The organism is Brevibacterium sp. LE-L, assembly GCF_050214925.1.
In the GTDB taxonomy this organism is placed as follows: Bacteria; Actinomycetota; Actinomycetes; order Actinomycetales; family Brevibacteriaceae; genus Brevibacterium.
Genome location: NZ_CP189759.1, coordinates 822,036 through 838,480, shown reverse-complemented (window position 1 = coordinate 838,480; position 16,445 = coordinate 822,036). Strand labels below are relative to the sequence as shown.

Below are 16,445 nucleotides of genomic sequence, written 5' to 3'. Positions count from 1 at the left end.
GAGTGCCCCGCGTCAGCTCCGGCGTATAGTCTTGGACAATCGTTCGAAGAGAGAAGGTTCCCTGATGCTCGAGACCATCACCTCATACGTCGCTGTCGGAGATTCGTTCAGTGAAGGGCTGATGGATCCCGACCCGCGCGGGGATGATCGGTACCGCGGTTGGGCCGACCGTCTGGCGCTCATGCTCACCGAATCCTCGATCGGCAGCCCCGATGTCTCCTATGCCAATCTCGCGATCCGCGGTCGCCTGCTCGACCGCATCCTCGACGAGCAGGTGCCGCGTGCGCTCGAGATGAAACCCGACCTGGTCAGTCTGTGCGGAGGCGGCAACGACTGCCTGCGCCCGAAGGCCGATATCGATGCTCTGGCGGCGAAGTACGAACGCGCGGTCATCGCCCTGCGGGAGGCCGGCATCGAGGTGCTCATGTGCAATGGCTTCGACACCGAGTTCAGCACCCCGCTCATCCGCGCGGTGCGCCCTCGCGTGGGCATCTACAACGCTCACCTGTGGTCGATCGCGCAGCGCCACGGCTGCCATATGGTCGACCTGTGGGGTCTGCGCTCGCTCTATGCTGTGGAGATGTGGGCCGACGACCGCATCCACCTCTCCCCCAAGGGGCATCACCTCGTGGCCGAGCAGGCCCTGGCCACACTCGAATCCGGACATTCGCTGCCGACCGAGGGCTTCGGCATTCCGGCCCGCCCGACACGGGCGATCCGCGAGGTCATGAGCGAAGAGTCCCGGTGGGCGCGGCAGTATCTGGGCCCGTGGGTCGGTCGGCGTCTGCGCGGAGAGTCCTCCGGTGACAAGCTCGACCCGAAACTGGCCGAACTCACCCGCGTCGCCGATCTCATCGAGCGGGCACGCAACTCTGCCCGGACCGACGACGTCGACGGGGCGAACGGGCCCGGCCACGCACAGGGATGAGCATCGAAGGCGAACGGATCCCCGCACTCGCGTCCGCCGGAGCCGAGCTCGCGGTCGCCGTGCGTGATTCGGGACCCGGCAGGACCGGCGCAGAGGCGGGCGCGGTCGAGTCGGAGATGAGCGTGCCGGCGTTCCGGTACTCCTATGGGGACTCCCCCGACCAGTTCGTCGAGGTCTATGGTGATCCGGCGACCGCCTCGGCGACGGTGGTCTTCGTCCACGGCGGCTACTTCCGCCCCCGCACGGATCTCGCCCACGCCCGCCCTCTGGCTCGTGCGCTGGCCGAGTCCGGGGTGCTCGTCGCCGCCGTCGAATACCGTCGGATCGGCGGGCAGCCGCACCTGCTCGACGATGTCACCGCGGCCATCGACTCGGTGTGTGCCGCACTGCCGCGCTGGGGTGCCGGCGAGCAGGCGCGGGAGAACCTCATCGTGTCGGGCCATTCGGCCGGAGGCTGCCTCGTGCTGGCGTGGGCGTCGCACCTGCCCGCGACGGGACCGCGGATCCGTCTGCGGCCCCTGGCACCGGTGACCGATCTGCTGCGAGAGGTCGCCGGCCACCTCGGCGATGGGGCCGTGCTCGACTATATGGGGGTGCGGCCGGAAGAGGATCTCGAGGCGTATCTGCGTCACGATCCGCGGTCTCGGGTCGCACTCATCCCGACCCGGGTGAACGTGCATTCGATCCACGGGGATGCCGATGGGATCGTCGATGTCGAGTTCTCTCGCGTCTTCCCTGCCGCCCTGACCGAGCTGCCCGGAGCCAACCATGCTGATGTCATCGACCCCGAGTCACCCTACTTCGCGCAGGTGAGGGACCTTCTCCTCGAGTGAGGCCCGGTCCTCAGACCCCTTCGGGGCTGATTCCGGGGCCGTTCTCGATGCCGGTGCGGATCTCGAAGAGTTCGGGGAAGAAGGTGAGGTCGAGCGCCTTCTGCAGGAAGCCCACTCCGCTCGACCCGCCGGTTCCGCGTTTCATGCCGATGATCCTCAGCACCGTGCGCATGTGCCGGTAGCGCCAGAGTTGGAAGTTCTCCTCGAGGTCGACGAGTTCTTCGCAGCTTTCGTATTCCTGCCAGTACTTCTGCGAGTTCTCATAGATGACCCGGAAGGTCTCGAGCAGCTCTTCGTCGAAGGTGTGCGCCACCGATGTGTCCCGGTCGAGCAGTCGCTGCGGGACCGGGAGTCCGCGACGGGCGAGGCAGGCGAGGAACTCATCGTAGATGCTCGGCTCCTCAAGGTACCGCTCGAGCGTCGCACGCGCTTCGGGTTCGCCGTCGAAGACCGGCAGCATGGCTCGGTTCTTGTTGCCGAGCAGGAATTCCACTGCCCGGTACTGCCAGGATTGGAAACCGGAGGCCCGACCGAGGTGGTCGCGGAACCCGATGTATTCGCTGGGGGTGAGAGTCGCGAGGACCGACCACTGTTCGGTCAGGGTCTTCTGGATGTGTTTGACGCGGGCAATGCGCTTGAGCGCGGTCTGCAGCTCGTCGGCGGCGATGAGCCGTCGGGCGTCGAGGAGTTCGTGGATGACGAGGCGGAACCACAGTTCGGTCGTCTGATGCTGGATGATGAAGAGCATCTCGTCGTGATGCTCGGGGCTGCTGACGGGGTGCTGAGCACCGAGCAGACGATCGAGGTCGAGATAGGACCCGTAGGTCATCGTCTCCTTGAGGTCGGTGTGGACCCCGGCTTCGAGATCGCGGACGTTCTTCTCCGCGGTCGACCCGGCGGTGGGAGACTCGTTCGCTTCTGTCGGTGTGCGGGTGCGATCGTCAGTGGTCGTCCGGGCCTCGTCGCCCGGAGCGGAATTCGAATCGGTCATGGGTTCCAGCATAGGGCTCAGCCGGGTCGCCGCCTCTGCGGTTCGGTGACCTCGCGGACCTCGTCGATGAGTCGCTGCCATTCCTGCGGCATCTGCCCTTCGCCGAATCGGACGGAACCGTACCGGCTCTCGATGAGGTAGGCGAAGCGGTCGGCACCGGCCGGTGGCGCACCGGACTCAGCTTGCGACCACGGCAGTTCGGCGACCGTGCGGCCGAGGTCCTCTCGACGACTGCTCGCATCGATGTCGACCTCCCACACGAGCAGCATGCCGCCGATCCCGCCCGTGCGTTCGACGAGCAGGCGACCATAACCGTCGTCTCGCCCTTGCGCAGGTTCGCTCGCGTCCCCGCGGTCGCCTCCTGCCGGGCCTCCGGCCGCGGCATCGGCCTCGCTGTCCATCACCAGCTGCTCCCTTGGTTTCCCCTGGCCGAGGCCGCGTGGGAGATGCCGACTGCTTCCCATCCGGCGACGACCGCATCGTGCACGTCGGATCCGGCACCGAACTGGTCGGCCGCCTCGGCGATGGTGAGCTGGGCGAAACCGGCGAAATCGGTCTGCTTCGTGATCTCGGACCCCGTGAGGACTGAGTACCAGACCTGTCCGGCGCTCTCCCAGGCGGGACCGCCGATGCTCGTCGCCGCGAGCGCGAAGGCACGGTTCGGGATGCCGGAGTTGAGGTGGACCCCGCCGTTGTCGGAATCGGTGGTGACGAAGTCGTCCACGTGCGCGGGCTGCGGATCCCTGCCGAGGACATCGTCGTCATAGGCCGTGCCGGGTTCGATCATCGATCGCAGGGCTCGACCGGTCACCTCGGCGGTGAAGATCCCAGCGCCGATGAGCCAATCCGCGTCCTCGGCGTTCTGCCCGGCCGCATGCTGCTGGGTGAGGGCACCGAAGACATCGGCGCAGTGTTCGTTGAGCGCTCCCGGCTGGCCGGAGTATTCGAGGTCGGCGGTGTGGCTGATGACCCCGTGGGAGAGCTCGTGGCCGATGATCGACACGGATCCGGTGAAACCGGTGAACACCTCATCGTCGCCGTCGCCGAAGACCATGAGGCGGCCGTCGAAGAAGGCGTTGTCGTAGTCCTTGCCGTAGTGGACGCTGGCCATGAGGGGCATCCCCTGACCGTCGAGGGAGTCGCGGGAGAACGCTTCGGAGAACAGCGCGTAGGCGGCGCCGAGGCCGTCGTAGGCCTCATTGACCGGCTCATCGCTCACCGGCGCTTCGCCTTCGGAGAGGACGAGGGTGCCGGGCAGGACCTCGGTGTTCTCGGCATCGTGGATGAGGCGCTGCAGCCCGGCCCGAGCCGGAGCGGCGAGCGCGGCCTCATCCTTGTCGAGGTCGGCCGGAGGGGTGTAGCGCAGACCGGCCAGGCGGAGGTTCCGGCAGCTCTCGTCGGACATCCGGCAGCTGCGGGCTGCGGCGGCGGCCCTCGGGAAGCGCTGGGTTCCACGCTCGGCGATGGCGTCGAGGAGGTAGGGCGGGATCACGCTGCGGATGCTGACGGCACTGTGAGAGATCATGATTCCAGCGTCCCACGTTCGGCACGGATTCGGTAGGGCACGGTCCGCTCTGAGGACGGGGCGAATGCCTCGTGCGAGGGAGCGCTCCGCACAGGGCGGGGTCTCCGTCGGAAAACGATGGTCGGAAAATGATGCAAACAAAGTATTGCAAAGCTTTCTTTGCAAGAGTATCTTTGCATTATGAGCGAGGAGATCACCCACCCCAACGGCGTCCGCGAGATCAGCACCTCAGCCCTCAAGGGCCTGGCGCATCCCCTGCGGATGGCGATCTACGATGCCCTGTCGGCGCTGGGGCCGCAGACGGCGACGACTCTGGCCAAGCGCCTCGGCGAATCATCCGGCTCGACGAGCTATCACCTGCGTCAGCTCGCTCGGCATCGCCTCATCCGTGAGGTCGAAGGCGAGGCGGGCGGCCGCGAGAAGTGGTGGGAGAGGATTCCCGGAGCCATGCGGGTCCCCGGTCCCGAAAGCGACTTGGATCCCTCGACCCGGACCGCTTCCCAGTACGTCAATCGGGAGCTCGTGCGCAATATGCACCGCAATTTCGAGGCCTTCGTCGACGCCGCCTACGACCAGCAGCGGATGCCGACGGCATGGGTCGAAGCCGCCGTCAGCGACACGAGCAACCTGCGCCTGACGAAGGAGCAGCTGTCGGAGATCGCCGCCGAATTCGAGAGGACCACCATGGCGCTCATCAATCGCTATCGCGGCCGCAATGATCCCGGCTCCCGCCCGGTGCAGGTCCAGTTCAACGCCTTCCCCCTGATCGATGGAGAGGAATCCCCATCATGAGCACGCTCGCCACCCCCAACCGCCCAACATTTGCCGCACACCACCGCCGCATCGTCGAACGCACGGTCACGGTGACCCGTGAACTCGTCATCGACAGCGGTGAGGACACGAGCACCGAAGCCACCGGCCTCGACCGCGTGCTCCTGCGCCTGGCGCTGTGGATGATCGAACGCCGCCGCATCCGCGCCCTGAGACCCCGCGTCGACTCCGCAGAGATGTCGCGCCGTGTCGATGCCGCCAAGCAGATCCACCTCGACCGGTACCACGGCCTGCCGTTCTGAGTCGGGCCCGGCCGAGCCCGCGGGCCCGGCTCAGTCCGCGGGCCCGACTCAGCCCGCGGCCGCCTCGGTGCCGCCGGGCGCCTCGGTGCCATCAGCCGCCTCGGTGCCGTCGGCCGGGTTCGCGCCCGGGTCGGGGTCGTCCTTCGGCGGGCAGACGACGAGGACGGCGACGATGGCGATCATGAACAGGGTCGTGAGGAACGTCGGGATCGGGATGATCGGGTCGAGGAGGACGAGGACTGCGCACACGGGCACGGCGAGGTTGATCACCCAGTGGGCGCTGGCACGGATCGCAAGCAGCCACACCCCGAGGACGAACAGGACGATCGGCACGGACACGGTGAAGGTCGCCGCCACCGGGTCGAGCGCGCTGACTCCCAGCTGGGAGTCGACCTCGATGCCGACCCCGGCGGAGAACGCACCGGCCGCGGCGAAGATGAGGTAGTGGCCGTAGCCGTAGGTCAGCGCCGCGGGCAGGCCCGTGAGCATCCGATGGTGCGGCGGCCAGAAATAGATCCACCACATGGCCGCGGTGACGATCAGGCAGAGCACGCCCAAGGAGATGAGCGGCACCAGCTCGTCGACCTCGGAAAAGGCTCCGAACACTGCGTTCGCCGAGGCGAGGAGGGATTCGCCGATGACGATGATCGTGAAGCAGCCGTAGCGGTCGGCGATGTGCTCCGGGTGAAGCGGAGTCGTCCCGCGGGTCTCGGCGACGACGGGGATCGCGAGCTCGAAGACGATGAGGCAGATCAGCACCGCGGTCGGGAGCGTCCCGATGACGGCTCCCGAAGAGGTGGGAATGAACAACCACGCCACCCACAGCACCTGCGCCACGGCGATCCCGCCGACATAGACCAGCGTGGTCGGCCGTGCAGGACCGGCCCGCCGCGATGCCCGCAGCCATTGCGAGATCATCACCACGCGCATGAGCACATAACCGGCGACGAGCAAGCGCAGATCCCCGTGGGCGAAGACCGGTTCGATCCCGGCGGCAAGCACGAGCACCCCGGCCATCTGCACGATCGTGAGCACCCGGTAGGCCCAGTCGTCGACGTCGAACGAGGTCGCGAACCACGTGAAGTTCATCCACGCCCACCAGATCGCAAAGAACACGAGCAGGTACTTTCCCACCCCCTCACCGAGGTGGCCCGCCGTGACCGCGTCCCGCAGGTGAGCCGAGGCGATGGAGACGGCGATGACGAAGACGAGGTCGAAGAACAGTTCGAGCGAACTCGCCGCCCGGCCCGGTTCGTTCGGGTCACGGGGGTGCATCGGCATGAGACGGAAGCGCGGCGGCGCCTTCTCTGTCCCCGGCGCGGTCGGCGTGGCCATCGGTCCTCCAGACGGTCGGTCGCGGTGCCCGTACAGTCTAAGACCGAGCGAATGTCGTGGAACGCGGCCTGCCTCGTCTGTGGCCTCAACTAAGCTTGTGGCGTGCTCAAACCCATCCTGTGGCCGGTGCTCGTGCCGTTCGCGCTCTTCGCCGTCGGCTTGGGTGCGATCATGCCGATCCTCGTCCTCGGTGCGCTGTCGCTGGGCTCGACGCAGGCGTTCGCCGCGGCCATCGTCGGCATCATGGGGGCTGTGTCCTTGACGGCCACGGTGCCGGCCGGAATCCTCATCGACCGCCTCGGCGATTTCCGGGCCATGGCCGTGTCCACGGCGGCCGCGATCCTCGTCCTCAGCGCCATTGTGGCGGCCTTCATCTGGGAGTCCCCGGCCTCGCTGCTCGTCTACACGGTCGCGCTCATGCTCTTCGGTCCCGTCTCCGACGTGTGGAGTCTGGCCCGACAGGCGGTCGTCGCCGAGGTGATGCCCTCGGCCGACCTCGCGAAGGCGATGACCGCGCTCGGCGGGACTCAGCGGGTGGGCAACCTCATCGGACCGATGATCGGTGCCGGCCTCATGCTCGTCTTCCCCATCTGGTCGGTGTTCGTCTTCTCCGCCCTCACCGCCGTCGCCGCGATTGTCATCATGGCCCTGCCGATCGCGCAGATCCCGGGATTCGACGATCGTCCCTCTCCCGCCTCGGCGGGTGATTCCGACCCCGAGGCGGCCCCCACCTCGGCATCGACCGAACCGGGCGACCACGACGGGCCCTCAGCCGCCTCGGCGACCGGATCCGGACGGGGGAAGGGCCCGAAGAAGGATCGCCGCCCACCCGGGGAGGTGCGGTGGAAGTCGGTGGTGCTCGTGGGCATCACGATCATCACGCTCGCGGCCGCCCGTGCCGCCCAGCCCGTGGTCATCCAGCTGTGGGGCGTCGAGATCGGACTCCACAAATCGTCGATCTCCCTGGTCATCGCCTTCGGGGCCGGGCTCGAGCTCATCGTCATGTTCCTCGGCGCGTACATCAAGGATCACCTCGGTCGGGTTGCGACCCTCGTCGCCTGCCTGAGCATCTTCGGCACCGGGTTCGTCGTCATGGTCGCGGTGCCCGATCTGACCGGGATGGTCATCGCCGCAGCCGTCATGGCCTTCGGCAACGGTCTCGGCGCGGGGGTGAACATGACGATCGGTGCGGACCTGTCCCCGGCGATCGGGCGGCCTCGGTTCCTCGGCATCTGGGCGATCTTCAACAACGGCGGCAAGCTCGGCGGACCGACGCTGCTCTCACTCATCATCACTGTGACCACCCTGCGGTTCGGGGTGCTCTTCCCGGGACTGCTCGCCTTCCTCGGCGCGGCGTGGATCCTCATCTGGGCCCGCCAGGTCGGGCTGCCCGGAAGGCGGCGACGCCTCGACCCGCCCCGCACGGGCTGAACCCGGGCGGGCTGCCTTTGAGGTGGGACGGGCGGCGCACAGGCTCGCCCCGCACAGGCTGAACCCGGGCCACGGCACCCCGTTCGGTGAACAGACTAGGCTGGTGGTGACCGGTTCAACGAAGTTCGGCTGACAGCCCGAACAGGATCAGGAGAGTCATCGATGGAAGCACTGGACGTCGGTGGATATGTGCTGGTGAGCCTGGCCGCACTCGTCTTCCTCTTCCTGCAGTCGTGGTTCGCCGCCACCGTGGTCCGCCGCGTCGTCGGCGTTCCCACCGGCTGGCCCCGCACGCTGGCCGTCGGCCTCGTCATGAGCGCCGTCGTGGCCGTGACCGTCCAGTACCTCTACCGGGCCGGGACCGGCCAGAACGTCAGCGGCCTCGACGTCTCCCCCGGAGTGGCGATGCTGTTCATGGTGCTCGCCCTCGGCTGGATCTTCGCCCTGGGCGTCGGCGCCCTCGTCATGCTCGAAGCGGCCTTTCCCACCGGGTCCCTGCCCGGCCCGCAGTCGCTGTTCTTCGGGTGGAAGTCCCGCCGTCGCCGCGCCCGCCGCTATGCCCAGGTCGTCTCCATTGCCGTCAGGCACGGGCTCGGTTCCCAGCTGCGCGGCTTCGGCGGGGATTCTCCGGGTCGGGAGGTCAAGACCGCGCGGGCGCTCAAGGAATCCCTCGCCGAAGCGGGGGTGACCTTCGTCAAGCTCGGACAGATGCTCTCAACCCGCCGAGACATCCTCCCGCCCGTGTTCGTCCGTGAACTCGAGACCCTGCAGACGCAGGTCACCCCGGAACCCTGGTCGGTCATCGAACCGGCCATCGAAGAGCGGCTCGGCCGACCGATCGGCGAAGTCATCGCGCACATCAATCCCACTCCCCTGGCGGCCGCCTCGGTGGCACAGGTGCATGAGGCGACACTGCTCGACGGTACGGAGGTCATCGTCAAGGTGCAGCGGCCGAAGGCGCTCAACCAGGTCACGCAGGATCTCGACATCATCCTGAGGCTGGCGGCATGGCTGAACAAGACGACGACCTGGGGCCGGGATCTGGGGGTGAAGTCGCTGGCAGCGGGGTTCGCGAATACGCTCGAAGAGGAGCTCGACTATCGGATCGAATTGGACAACATGGCCAGCATCGAGGCCTCGCTCAAACGGTCGGGGAAGTTCGACGTCACCGTCCCGCACGGCTACCCGCAGCTCAGCGGCGAACGCCTGCTGATCATGGACCGGCTGCCCGGTCAGCCGGTCTCACGGGCTGGGGAGCTGCTGAGCGGACTCAGCGATGCCGAGCGATCCCGGTTGGCGACGACGCTGCTGGGAGCCACGCTCGAGCAGATCATCGGTGACGGGATCTTCCACGCCGATCTGCACGCGGGGAACATCTTCATCACCCCCGACGGGAAACTGGGACTTCTCGACTTCGGTGCTGTCGGTCGGCTCGATCCGGGCACGCAGACGTCTCTGGGCCTCATGCTCTATTCGATCGATCAGAACGACAGTGCCGGAGCCACCGACTCACTCATCGAACTGCTCGGACGGCCCGACGGGCTCGATGACCGAGAGGTCGAACGCGCCGTCGGCGAGCTCCTCCTGCGCTACGGCGGAGGCACCCGTGCGACACAGGGGCAGAAGCTCTTCGACGACCTGTTCAATCTCGTGCTCGCGCATCGGTTCTCCGTGCCGGCGCCGATCAGCGCCGCTTTCCGGGCGATGGCCTCCGTGGAGGGAGCGCTGCTGACGATCGATCCGAATTTCGACGTCGTCGCCGTGTCCCGGCAGGAGGGCAACAGGCTCGTGAGGTCGAAGCTCAAAGGCACGAAGATCACCGATGAGCTTCAGCGTCGGGCGCTGCAGCTGATGCCGATGATCGACCGAATGCCCCGCCGGATCAACAAGATCACCGAGGACCTCGAACGGGGCCGGTTCTCGATGAACATGCGTGTGCTCGAGAATCCCTCCGATCGCAGCTTCCTCACCAGCCTGTTCCAGCAGCTCATCGTCGCCGTCCTCGCCGGGGCCGCCGTGGTGGGAGCGATCATGCTCATCACCAGCAATGAGGGGCCGCTGCTGACGAAGGACATCCGCCTGTATTCCTTCTTCGGCTTCGTGCTGCTCTTCGGCGGCTTCGTGCTGAGCATGCGTTCGCTCATGCTCGTGTTCAAACGCGACGCGGACGAGTAGCGCGACGACTGCGCCTCGGCTCCTCCGTCCTCGACCGAGCTTTCGGGCAGCGCCCTTCGGCACACGAACACGCACAAGCCCCGCGCTCCGCTGTTTCCAGCGGTGCGCGGGGCTTGTTCTGGTGGAGCCCCCTGTCAGACTCGAACTGACGACCTTCGCTTTACAAGAGCGGTGCTCTACCAACTGAGCTAAGGAGGCGTGCCGCAGACAGAGCGTCTGCGCCTACATGATAGTAGTCCATCGGCCGCGCCTGCCACAAAACCGCGGAGGCGACGATGGCCGGCCCCAGCCCCGGCCGGGCGGGCTAGGCTGGTTCCGGTCCGTGTCCAGTCCGGTCCCGGGCCGGAAGCCTCAGGCGATCAGCCCTTGAACTCTCCGGTCGCCTTGAGGATCTCGGCGGCCAGAGCCTGCGCGTCGCTGGTCTTGTCGGTGTGCTTGCCGTTGATGAGCACCCACGGGGCGGCTTCGACGCCGTCGTCCAGGGCATCCTGGCTCGACTTCTCGACGAACTTCTCGAAGCCCTTCTCGCTGACGCAGGACTTCACGGTCTGCTCGGAATCAGACGACAGCTTCTTCGAGGTGTCGACACCGGCCTTCTCGGCGACCTCGAGCAGCTCTTCGTCGCTGCGCCCGTCGCCGCCTTCTTCGGGCTGCTGAGCGTAGAGGGCGTCGAAGAGGTCCAGGGCCTTCTCGGGCTGGCTGTCGATGGCACACGCCGCGAGGTTCGCCGCCCGGGTCGAGTACTCGTTGCCGCTGGACATGCGGTCGAGGAACGACACCGGCTTGTAGTTGACGACGATCGATCCCTCATCGGCGAGCTTCTTGAGCATCGACGAGTTGGTCTGCTCGAAGGCCTGGCAGCCGGGGCACTGGAAGTCGAGGTAGACGGTGACCGTGGCAGCGTCCTTCTTCGCTCCGGCCTCGCTCGGCGCGGGCAGGTCCGAACTCTCACCTTCGGGCATCTTCAACGGCTGCACGAGTGCTTCGTCCTTGCCGACGGTGATTCCGTCGGCGATGTAGTTCTCGGGGTTCGCTGCAGGCTTGCTCTGCTGGAAGACGAGCACACCGACGACGGCAAGAACCGCGACGATGACGACGCCGATGCCGACGTAGAGGACCGTCTTTGCGGTTTTCTCCTTCTTCGCCTGATTCGCCGCGATCTGACGGGCGTTCGCGCGCGCCTTGTTCCGCTTATCGTCTCCGGAGCTGTTCTTCGCCATTGTTCCTCACGTTGGATCGTCTGACATCGGTGCGGCCTGGGGCCCGAACGGTTCGGGATGCCTTCCGCTCCCCGACGGCACCACTGTACCGAAACCCGTCGGGGACCGATTCCCAGAAATATTCAAGGTTCAACTACAACGTTCAACTACCTGCCGCCCGGTGAGGGCGCCTCGTCGCGGCGCACACGGCTTCGGCTCGCCCAGGCTGCATCGGCAGCACGCATCGGCTCAGCTCACACCGGGCCGGGCAGGTGATCGAAGGGGCTGATCGTCAGCGGCCACCAGGACATGGCCGCACCCGATTGAATGACCATCAGGGCGAGGATCACGAGCAGCACGATCACGGCCAGAGCGATGAGACGCCCGAGCTGATTGCGGGTGGCGCCCGAGACCAGCAGCCGCGAACCGTAACGCAGACTCGACGCTCCAGGACCCACCCACAGCACGAGGGCGCCCGCGGCTCCGGCCGTCCACACCGACCACTGTTCGGAGGCTCCGCTGGGCACGACCCCGCCGATGTCGAGGCGAGTGAGCACGAGTGCGGCGGTGGCCGCGATCGCCGGCAGGATGACTGAGGCCACGGAGGTCAGGGCCGAGGCCAGGACAGCGCCAGGCGCCGAGGCGAGCGCCCGCCCGAATCCGCCCGTCTCCAATCCGCGGTCGAACCGATACCGCTGGACCTTCCGATCCAGACGCGTACCGGTGCGTGCGGCAACCGACCAGATGAGTGCGATGAGGCAGACGACCAGAGGGCTCAACGGCATGACGGCCACACCGAGCACGATGAGGCCGAAGACGACCCAACCGCCGCTGCGCACCCGCCGATAGGTCATCGGCATCCACGGTCGGCCGCCGGGCTGCATCCCCTGGCCGCCGGGCGCAATGCCCTGACCATCGGGTCCGCCGGGTCCGGTCCACGGACCCTGACCCTGCGGCTGCATCCCCTGACCGTTCGACCCGACGAAGCCCTGTGCCTGTCCGGGTGCCAGTCCCTGTCCGGGGTGGCCGCCCTGCCCGTGCTGGGCGAATCCGGACCGACCGAGGTCGGCTCCGGCCAGCGGGGATTCCGGGCCGGCCTGGATATTTCCTTCGGGGCCGAGCGGCGCAGCGGTGCCCTGCTGGGGTTGGCCGGGCATCTGCCCGCCCCTGCCGAACTGGTCCGCCCCGTAGCCGGAGCCCGAATAGTTCGATGGTCTGCTGGCGCCGGGATAGTGCGGCTGCCCACCGGGAGTACCGGCGTACTGTCCTGGGTGCGGACCGCCCTGTCCCGCAACACCTGCGGCACCATACCCCGCGGCACCGCCCAGGACCGCGCCACCGGCGGCCGCCCCGGCCGCGCCGAATCCGGCGCCCGGCCCGTCATCGACTGCGGGCATGACCGCGGTTCCGCTCGGCGAACGCTGCACTCCCCCGCCGGCTCCTCCGCTGGGTCCCGATCCGAGCTGCGGCATCCGCCCGGATTCGATGTCGACGAGAGCGTCGAGGATCATCTGCCCCGACGGCCGGCGTTCGGGTTTCGGGTCGAGGCAGGCGGCGATGAGCGGAACGAAGTTCCTCGGTGCCCCGTCAAGATCGAATTTGCCCATGGCGACCCGACCGAGCACCGCTTCGAGGGGGCCGGAACCATAGGGGTTGCGGCCGGTCGCGGCGAAGGCCATGGTCGCGGCCCACCCCCACCAGTCGGTCTTCTCACTCGAGCTCTTGCCGTCGGCGATCTCCGGGGAGAGATAGCCGGGTGTGCCCATGACGAGACCGGTCGCGGTCACTCGCACTTCATCGGCGACCTGCGCGATGCCGAAGTCGATGACCATCGGTTCGCCGTCCATGATCATCACGTTCGCGGGCTTGAGGTCGCGGTGGATGACGCCGGCCTCGTGGACGGCGTTGAGGGCGTCGAGGAGGGCGTGGCCGAAGTGGACGAGCTCATCCTCGGCGAAGGGGCCGTTGTCGCGGACGTCATCGGACAGGGTCTGCCCGTCGACGAATTCGGTGATGATGAACGGCTGCGCGGAGTCGAGCTCGGCGTCGAGGACCTCGGCGATGCGCGGGTGGCGGATGCGCCGCAGGGTCCGAGTCTCGCGGGCAAGGCGCTTGCGCGCGGTCTCGTCGTTGGCGATGTGAGGGTGCAGGACCTTGACCGCGACCGGGTTGTTTCCGCCGTCGACACCGAGGTAGACGACACCCATGCCGCCCGAGCCGAGCTCCTCGATGAGGCGGTAGCCCCCCAGTTCCTGTTCCATCACCTGGCCAAGCCTAGTCGAGCGAGTACAGTTCATTCCAAGGACCGACACAGGAGGAGGCGCAGATGAGCACCGTCAACTCTGCCGATTCACACACCGAAACCCAGTACGGAGACAGCGATTTCGTCGTGGTGGCCAACCGCCTTCCGGTTGATCGCGACCCCGAGGACGAAAGCCGAGGATGGCGCACCTCACCTGGGGGTTTGGTCACAGCGGTGGCTCCCGTGATGAAGGCCCAGGAGGGTGCGTGGATCGGGTGGACCGGGGTGCCGGATCAGGATTTCGACCCCTTCACCATCGATGGCATGCACCTGACCCCGGTGACCCTGACAAGTGAGGATGTCCGCAGGTATTACGAAGGGTTTTCCAACGCGACTCTGTGGCCGCTCTACCACGATGTCATCGTCCCGCCCGAGTTCCACCGCACATGGTGGGATGCGTATGTGCGGGTCAACGAGCGCTTCGCGCAGAAGGTCGCCGAGGTGGCTGCGGAGTCCGCGACCGTGTGGATCCATGACTATCAGCTCCAGCTCGTTCCGCTCATGGTTCGTCGTATGCGCCCCGATGTGGCCATCGGCTTCTTCAACCACATTCCGTTCCCGCCCTATGAGCTCTTCGCTCAGCTGCCGTGGCGGGACGAGATCCTGAGGGGCCTCCTCGGCGCCGATCTCGTCGGGTTCCAGCGTCCGGCGGATGCGGCGAACTTCCGCCGTGCGGTCCGTGGTCGGCTGAACTTCACGACGAAGGCCTCGACGGTCCTCGTGCCCGAGGGCGAATCCCTGGCCGCGCATGTCGTCCGCGCCGAAGCCTTCCCGATCTCGATCGACACCCCGTATCTCGAGCAGCTCGCCGAGGATCCCGACATCGTCGAACGGGCCCGGCAGATCCGCGAGGATGTCGGGAATCCGAAGGTCGTCATGCTCGGGGTCGACCGGATGGACTATACGAAGGGCATCCGGCACCGGCTCAAGGCCTATGGGGAGCTCATTGCCGAAGGCCGGCTCAACGTCGAGGATGTCGTGCTCATCCAGATCGCGACCCCGTCGCGGGAGCGGCTCGAGCAGTACAAGATCATCCGGCATGACGTCGAGCTCGCCGTCGGGCGGATCAACGGAGAACAGGCCGATGTCGGATCGATTCCCGTCCGCTACCTCCACCATTCCTATCCGCGCGATGAGATGACCGCGTTCTTCCTCGCCGCCGATGTCATGCTCGTGACCGCTCTGCGCGATGGGATGAACCTCGTCGCCAAGGAGTACGTGGCGTGCCGGAAGAACGATGACGGGGCGCTCGTGCTCTCCGAGTTCACGGGCGCGGCCGAGCAGCTCAAGGGGGCGGTGATGGTCAACCCGCACGACATCGGCAACCTCAAGGCCGGAATCCTCGAAGCCGTGGAGATGGATGAGAAGACGCGCACGCGGCGGATGCGGCAGATGCGGCGGAAGGTCGATACGGACACCGTGAGTCTGTGGTCGAAGAACTTCCTCGCCGAGCTCGACCACATCAAACACAATCCCGAGGCCATCGTCCCCGACCGTCCCGTGGTGCAGAAGAGCCGGACCGCTCCCCCACCGGATACCCCGGCAGCGCCGTCGGATCGTGCGCAGCGGTCCGAGGACGCCGACTGGGTCTCCGAGATCTCCACCGCCCGCTAGAAGACACCTGGTGAGAATGGAAACGACAGTGCCCTCCCCTGCCCTGATGACCCCCGCCGAGGTGGATCTGCGTGAGCTCGTCACCGCCGATTCGCTGCTCCTCGCCCTGGATTTCGACGGGGTGCTCGCTCCTCTGCAGGATGATCCGGAGACGTCCCGGATGGTGCCGGCTTCGGCCGCGGCCATCGCCGAGCTGGCCCGGCTGCCGCACACTCGGGTGGCCTTGGTCTCCGGCCGTGACATCGCGACCCTGCAGCGGCTGACGCAGGTGCCCGAAGCGGTGTGGATGATCGGTTCCCACGGCGCCGAAGCCGACCTCGGCGCCGAAGCCGATCCCGGTGCGGGTTCCGAACTCGGCACGGATGCTCATCTCGACGTCGAGGCTGATGTCGGCGCGGGTTCAGCGCTCACCCGGTCCCCCGAGCTCACACCGCACGAGCAGGAGATGCTCGCGGCCATCGACGCGCACATCGCGGCCTTCGAACACGCCCTGCCCGAGGCGGGAGGCTTTTCCGATGTCCTCGTCGAGCGCAAACCCTATTCGCGCACGGTGCACACGCGCGGTGTCGCCCCCGAGGTCGCGGCGGCCCTGCACGAGCACGCCACCGAGGTCGCTGAGGAGTTCCCGGCCATCCGCGTCATCGAAGGCCACGACATCACCGAACTCGCGGTGAAGCAGGCGACGAAGGGCGACGGCATCCGGCTGCTCGCCCGCGCCGGGGCACCGAGTGCGATGGGCTACCTCGGCGATGATGTCACCGACGAAGACGCCTTCGCCGCCCTCGCCGAGCTCACGGCTCCCGCCTCGTCGCCTGTCTCATCGCCTGCAGGCGCGGGCGACGCTCAAGCGGACTCGGCAGAGCCCGCCCTCGACGCCGGCTTGACCCTCAAGGTCGGGACCGCCGCGACCGCGGCCACCTGGCGGATCGCCGATCCCGCGGCCGTCGCCGAACTCCTCGGCCGCCTCGCCCGGGGACGGGCCGAGCACCTCGGTGCCGGTCGCCACTGAACTGGATTATCCAGCCAGGGCTCGAACCAC

At 67.3% G+C, this 16,445-nt stretch carries 14 protein-coding genes and 1 tRNA gene; 8 read left to right on the top strand and 7 right to left on the bottom strand.

Annotated features, from left to right (window positions below):
• The first annotated feature begins 64 nt into the window (after nucleotides 1-64).
• Nucleotides 65-928, top strand: coding sequence for an SGNH/GDSL hydrolase family protein (locus ACQE2J_RS03685; protein WP_426937103.1), 864 nt, complete (start codon nucleotides 65-67; stop codon nucleotides 926-928).
• Nucleotides 925-1,761, top strand: a complete 837-nt coding sequence (locus ACQE2J_RS03680; RefSeq protein ID WP_426937102.1) for an alpha/beta hydrolase — start codon at nucleotides 925-927, stop codon at nucleotides 1,759-1,761. Before ACQE2J_RS03685 ends, ACQE2J_RS03680 begins: the two co-directional genes overlap by 4 nt.
• Nucleotides 1,762-1,771: 10 nt before the next feature.
• Here ACQE2J_RS03680 and ACQE2J_RS03675 read toward each other — a convergent pair whose 3' ends face one another.
• The 3 genes from ACQE2J_RS03675 to ACQE2J_RS03665 are packed head-to-tail and all read right to left on the bottom strand — an operon-like array spanning nucleotide 1,772 to nucleotide 4,277.
• Nucleotides 1,772-2,752 carry a tryptophan 2,3-dioxygenase gene (locus ACQE2J_RS03675; RefSeq protein WP_426937101.1) on the bottom strand — a complete coding sequence of 327 codons (981 nt, stop codon included), beginning with the start codon at nucleotides 2,750-2,752 and terminating at the stop codon, nucleotides 1,772-1,774.
• Nucleotides 2,753-2,769: 17 nt separating this feature from the next.
• Nucleotides 2,770-3,153, bottom strand: a complete 384-nt coding sequence (locus ACQE2J_RS03670) for a protealysin inhibitor emfourin (RefSeq protein ID WP_426937490.1) — start codon at nucleotides 3,151-3,153, stop codon at nucleotides 2,770-2,772.
• Complete coding sequence (locus ACQE2J_RS03665; RefSeq protein WP_426937100.1) at nucleotides 3,153-4,277, bottom strand: M4 family metallopeptidase; 1,125 nt, start codon at nucleotides 4,275-4,277, stop codon at nucleotides 3,153-3,155. The genes ACQE2J_RS03670 and ACQE2J_RS03665 overlap by 1 nt, the downstream gene beginning before the upstream one ends.
• A 180-nt stretch (nucleotides 4,278-4,457) precedes the next feature.
• On the opposite strand from ACQE2J_RS03665, the gene ACQE2J_RS03660 reads away from it, so the two are divergent.
• On the top strand, nucleotides 4,458-5,069 hold the full coding sequence (locus tag ACQE2J_RS03660; protein WP_425119905.1) for an ArsR/SmtB family transcription factor: 612 nt from the start codon (nucleotides 4,458-4,460) through the stop codon (nucleotides 5,067-5,069).
• Nucleotides 5,066-5,350 carry a hypothetical protein gene (locus tag ACQE2J_RS03655; protein ID WP_426937099.1) on the top strand — a complete coding sequence of 95 codons (285 nt, stop codon included), beginning with the start codon at nucleotides 5,066-5,068 and terminating at the stop codon, nucleotides 5,348-5,350. The genes ACQE2J_RS03660 and ACQE2J_RS03655 overlap by 4 nt, the downstream gene beginning before the upstream one ends.
• Before the next feature lie 48 nt (nucleotides 5,351-5,398).
• Here ACQE2J_RS03655 and ACQE2J_RS03650 read toward each other — a convergent pair whose 3' ends face one another.
• Complete coding sequence (locus tag ACQE2J_RS03650) at nucleotides 5,399-6,685, bottom strand: low temperature requirement protein A (protein ID WP_426937098.1); 1,287 nt, start codon at nucleotides 6,683-6,685, stop codon at nucleotides 5,399-5,401.
• Nucleotides 6,686-6,787: 102 nt separating this feature from the next.
• On the opposite strand from ACQE2J_RS03650, the gene ACQE2J_RS03645 reads away from it, so the two are divergent.
• Both ACQE2J_RS03645 and ACQE2J_RS03640 read left to right on the top strand, forming a co-directional pair.
• Entirely contained in the window at nucleotides 6,788-8,116 is a 1,329-nt protein-coding gene (locus ACQE2J_RS03645; protein ID WP_426937097.1) for an MFS transporter, read from the top strand.
• A gap of 162 nt (nucleotides 8,117-8,278) precedes the next feature.
• A complete protein-coding gene (locus ACQE2J_RS03640) occupies nucleotides 8,279-10,291 on the top strand; it encodes an ABC1 kinase family protein (RefSeq protein ID WP_426937096.1) in 2,013 nt (670 codons plus the stop codon).
• 122 nt (nucleotides 10,292-10,413) lie between these two features.
• Here ACQE2J_RS03640 and ACQE2J_RS03635 read toward each other — a convergent pair.
• The 3 genes from ACQE2J_RS03635 to ACQE2J_RS03625 all read right to left on the bottom strand — a co-directional run bounded on the left by ACQE2J_RS03635 (nucleotide 10,414) and on the right by ACQE2J_RS03625 (nucleotide 13,751).
• Nucleotides 10,414-10,489: transfer RNA gene (locus ACQE2J_RS03635), tRNA-Thr, on the bottom strand.
• Between the two features lie 161 nt (nucleotides 10,490-10,650).
• Nucleotides 10,651-11,511, bottom strand: coding sequence for a DsbA family protein (locus ACQE2J_RS03630; protein WP_426937095.1), 861 nt, complete (start codon nucleotides 11,509-11,511; stop codon nucleotides 10,651-10,653).
• Nucleotides 11,512-11,744: 233 nt separating this feature from the next.
• Complete coding sequence (locus ACQE2J_RS03625; RefSeq protein ID WP_426937094.1) at nucleotides 11,745-13,751, bottom strand: serine/threonine-protein kinase; 2,007 nt, start codon at nucleotides 13,749-13,751, stop codon at nucleotides 11,745-11,747.
• 65 nt (nucleotides 13,752-13,816) lie between these two features.
• Between ACQE2J_RS03625 and ACQE2J_RS03620 the strand changes: the two genes are divergently transcribed.
• Nucleotides 13,817-15,406 carry an alpha,alpha-trehalose-phosphate synthase (UDP-forming) gene (locus ACQE2J_RS03620; RefSeq protein WP_426937093.1) on the top strand — a complete coding sequence of 530 codons (1,590 nt, stop codon included), beginning with the start codon at nucleotides 13,817-13,819 and terminating at the stop codon, nucleotides 15,404-15,406.
• A 16-nt stretch (nucleotides 15,407-15,422) separates the two neighbouring features.
• Nucleotides 15,423-16,415 (top strand): trehalose-phosphatase, encoded by a 993-nt coding sequence (locus tag ACQE2J_RS03615; RefSeq protein ID WP_426937092.1) that lies wholly within the window; start codon nucleotides 15,423-15,425, stop codon nucleotides 16,413-16,415.
• The last annotated feature ends 30 nt before the right edge of the window (nucleotides 16,416-16,445 follow it).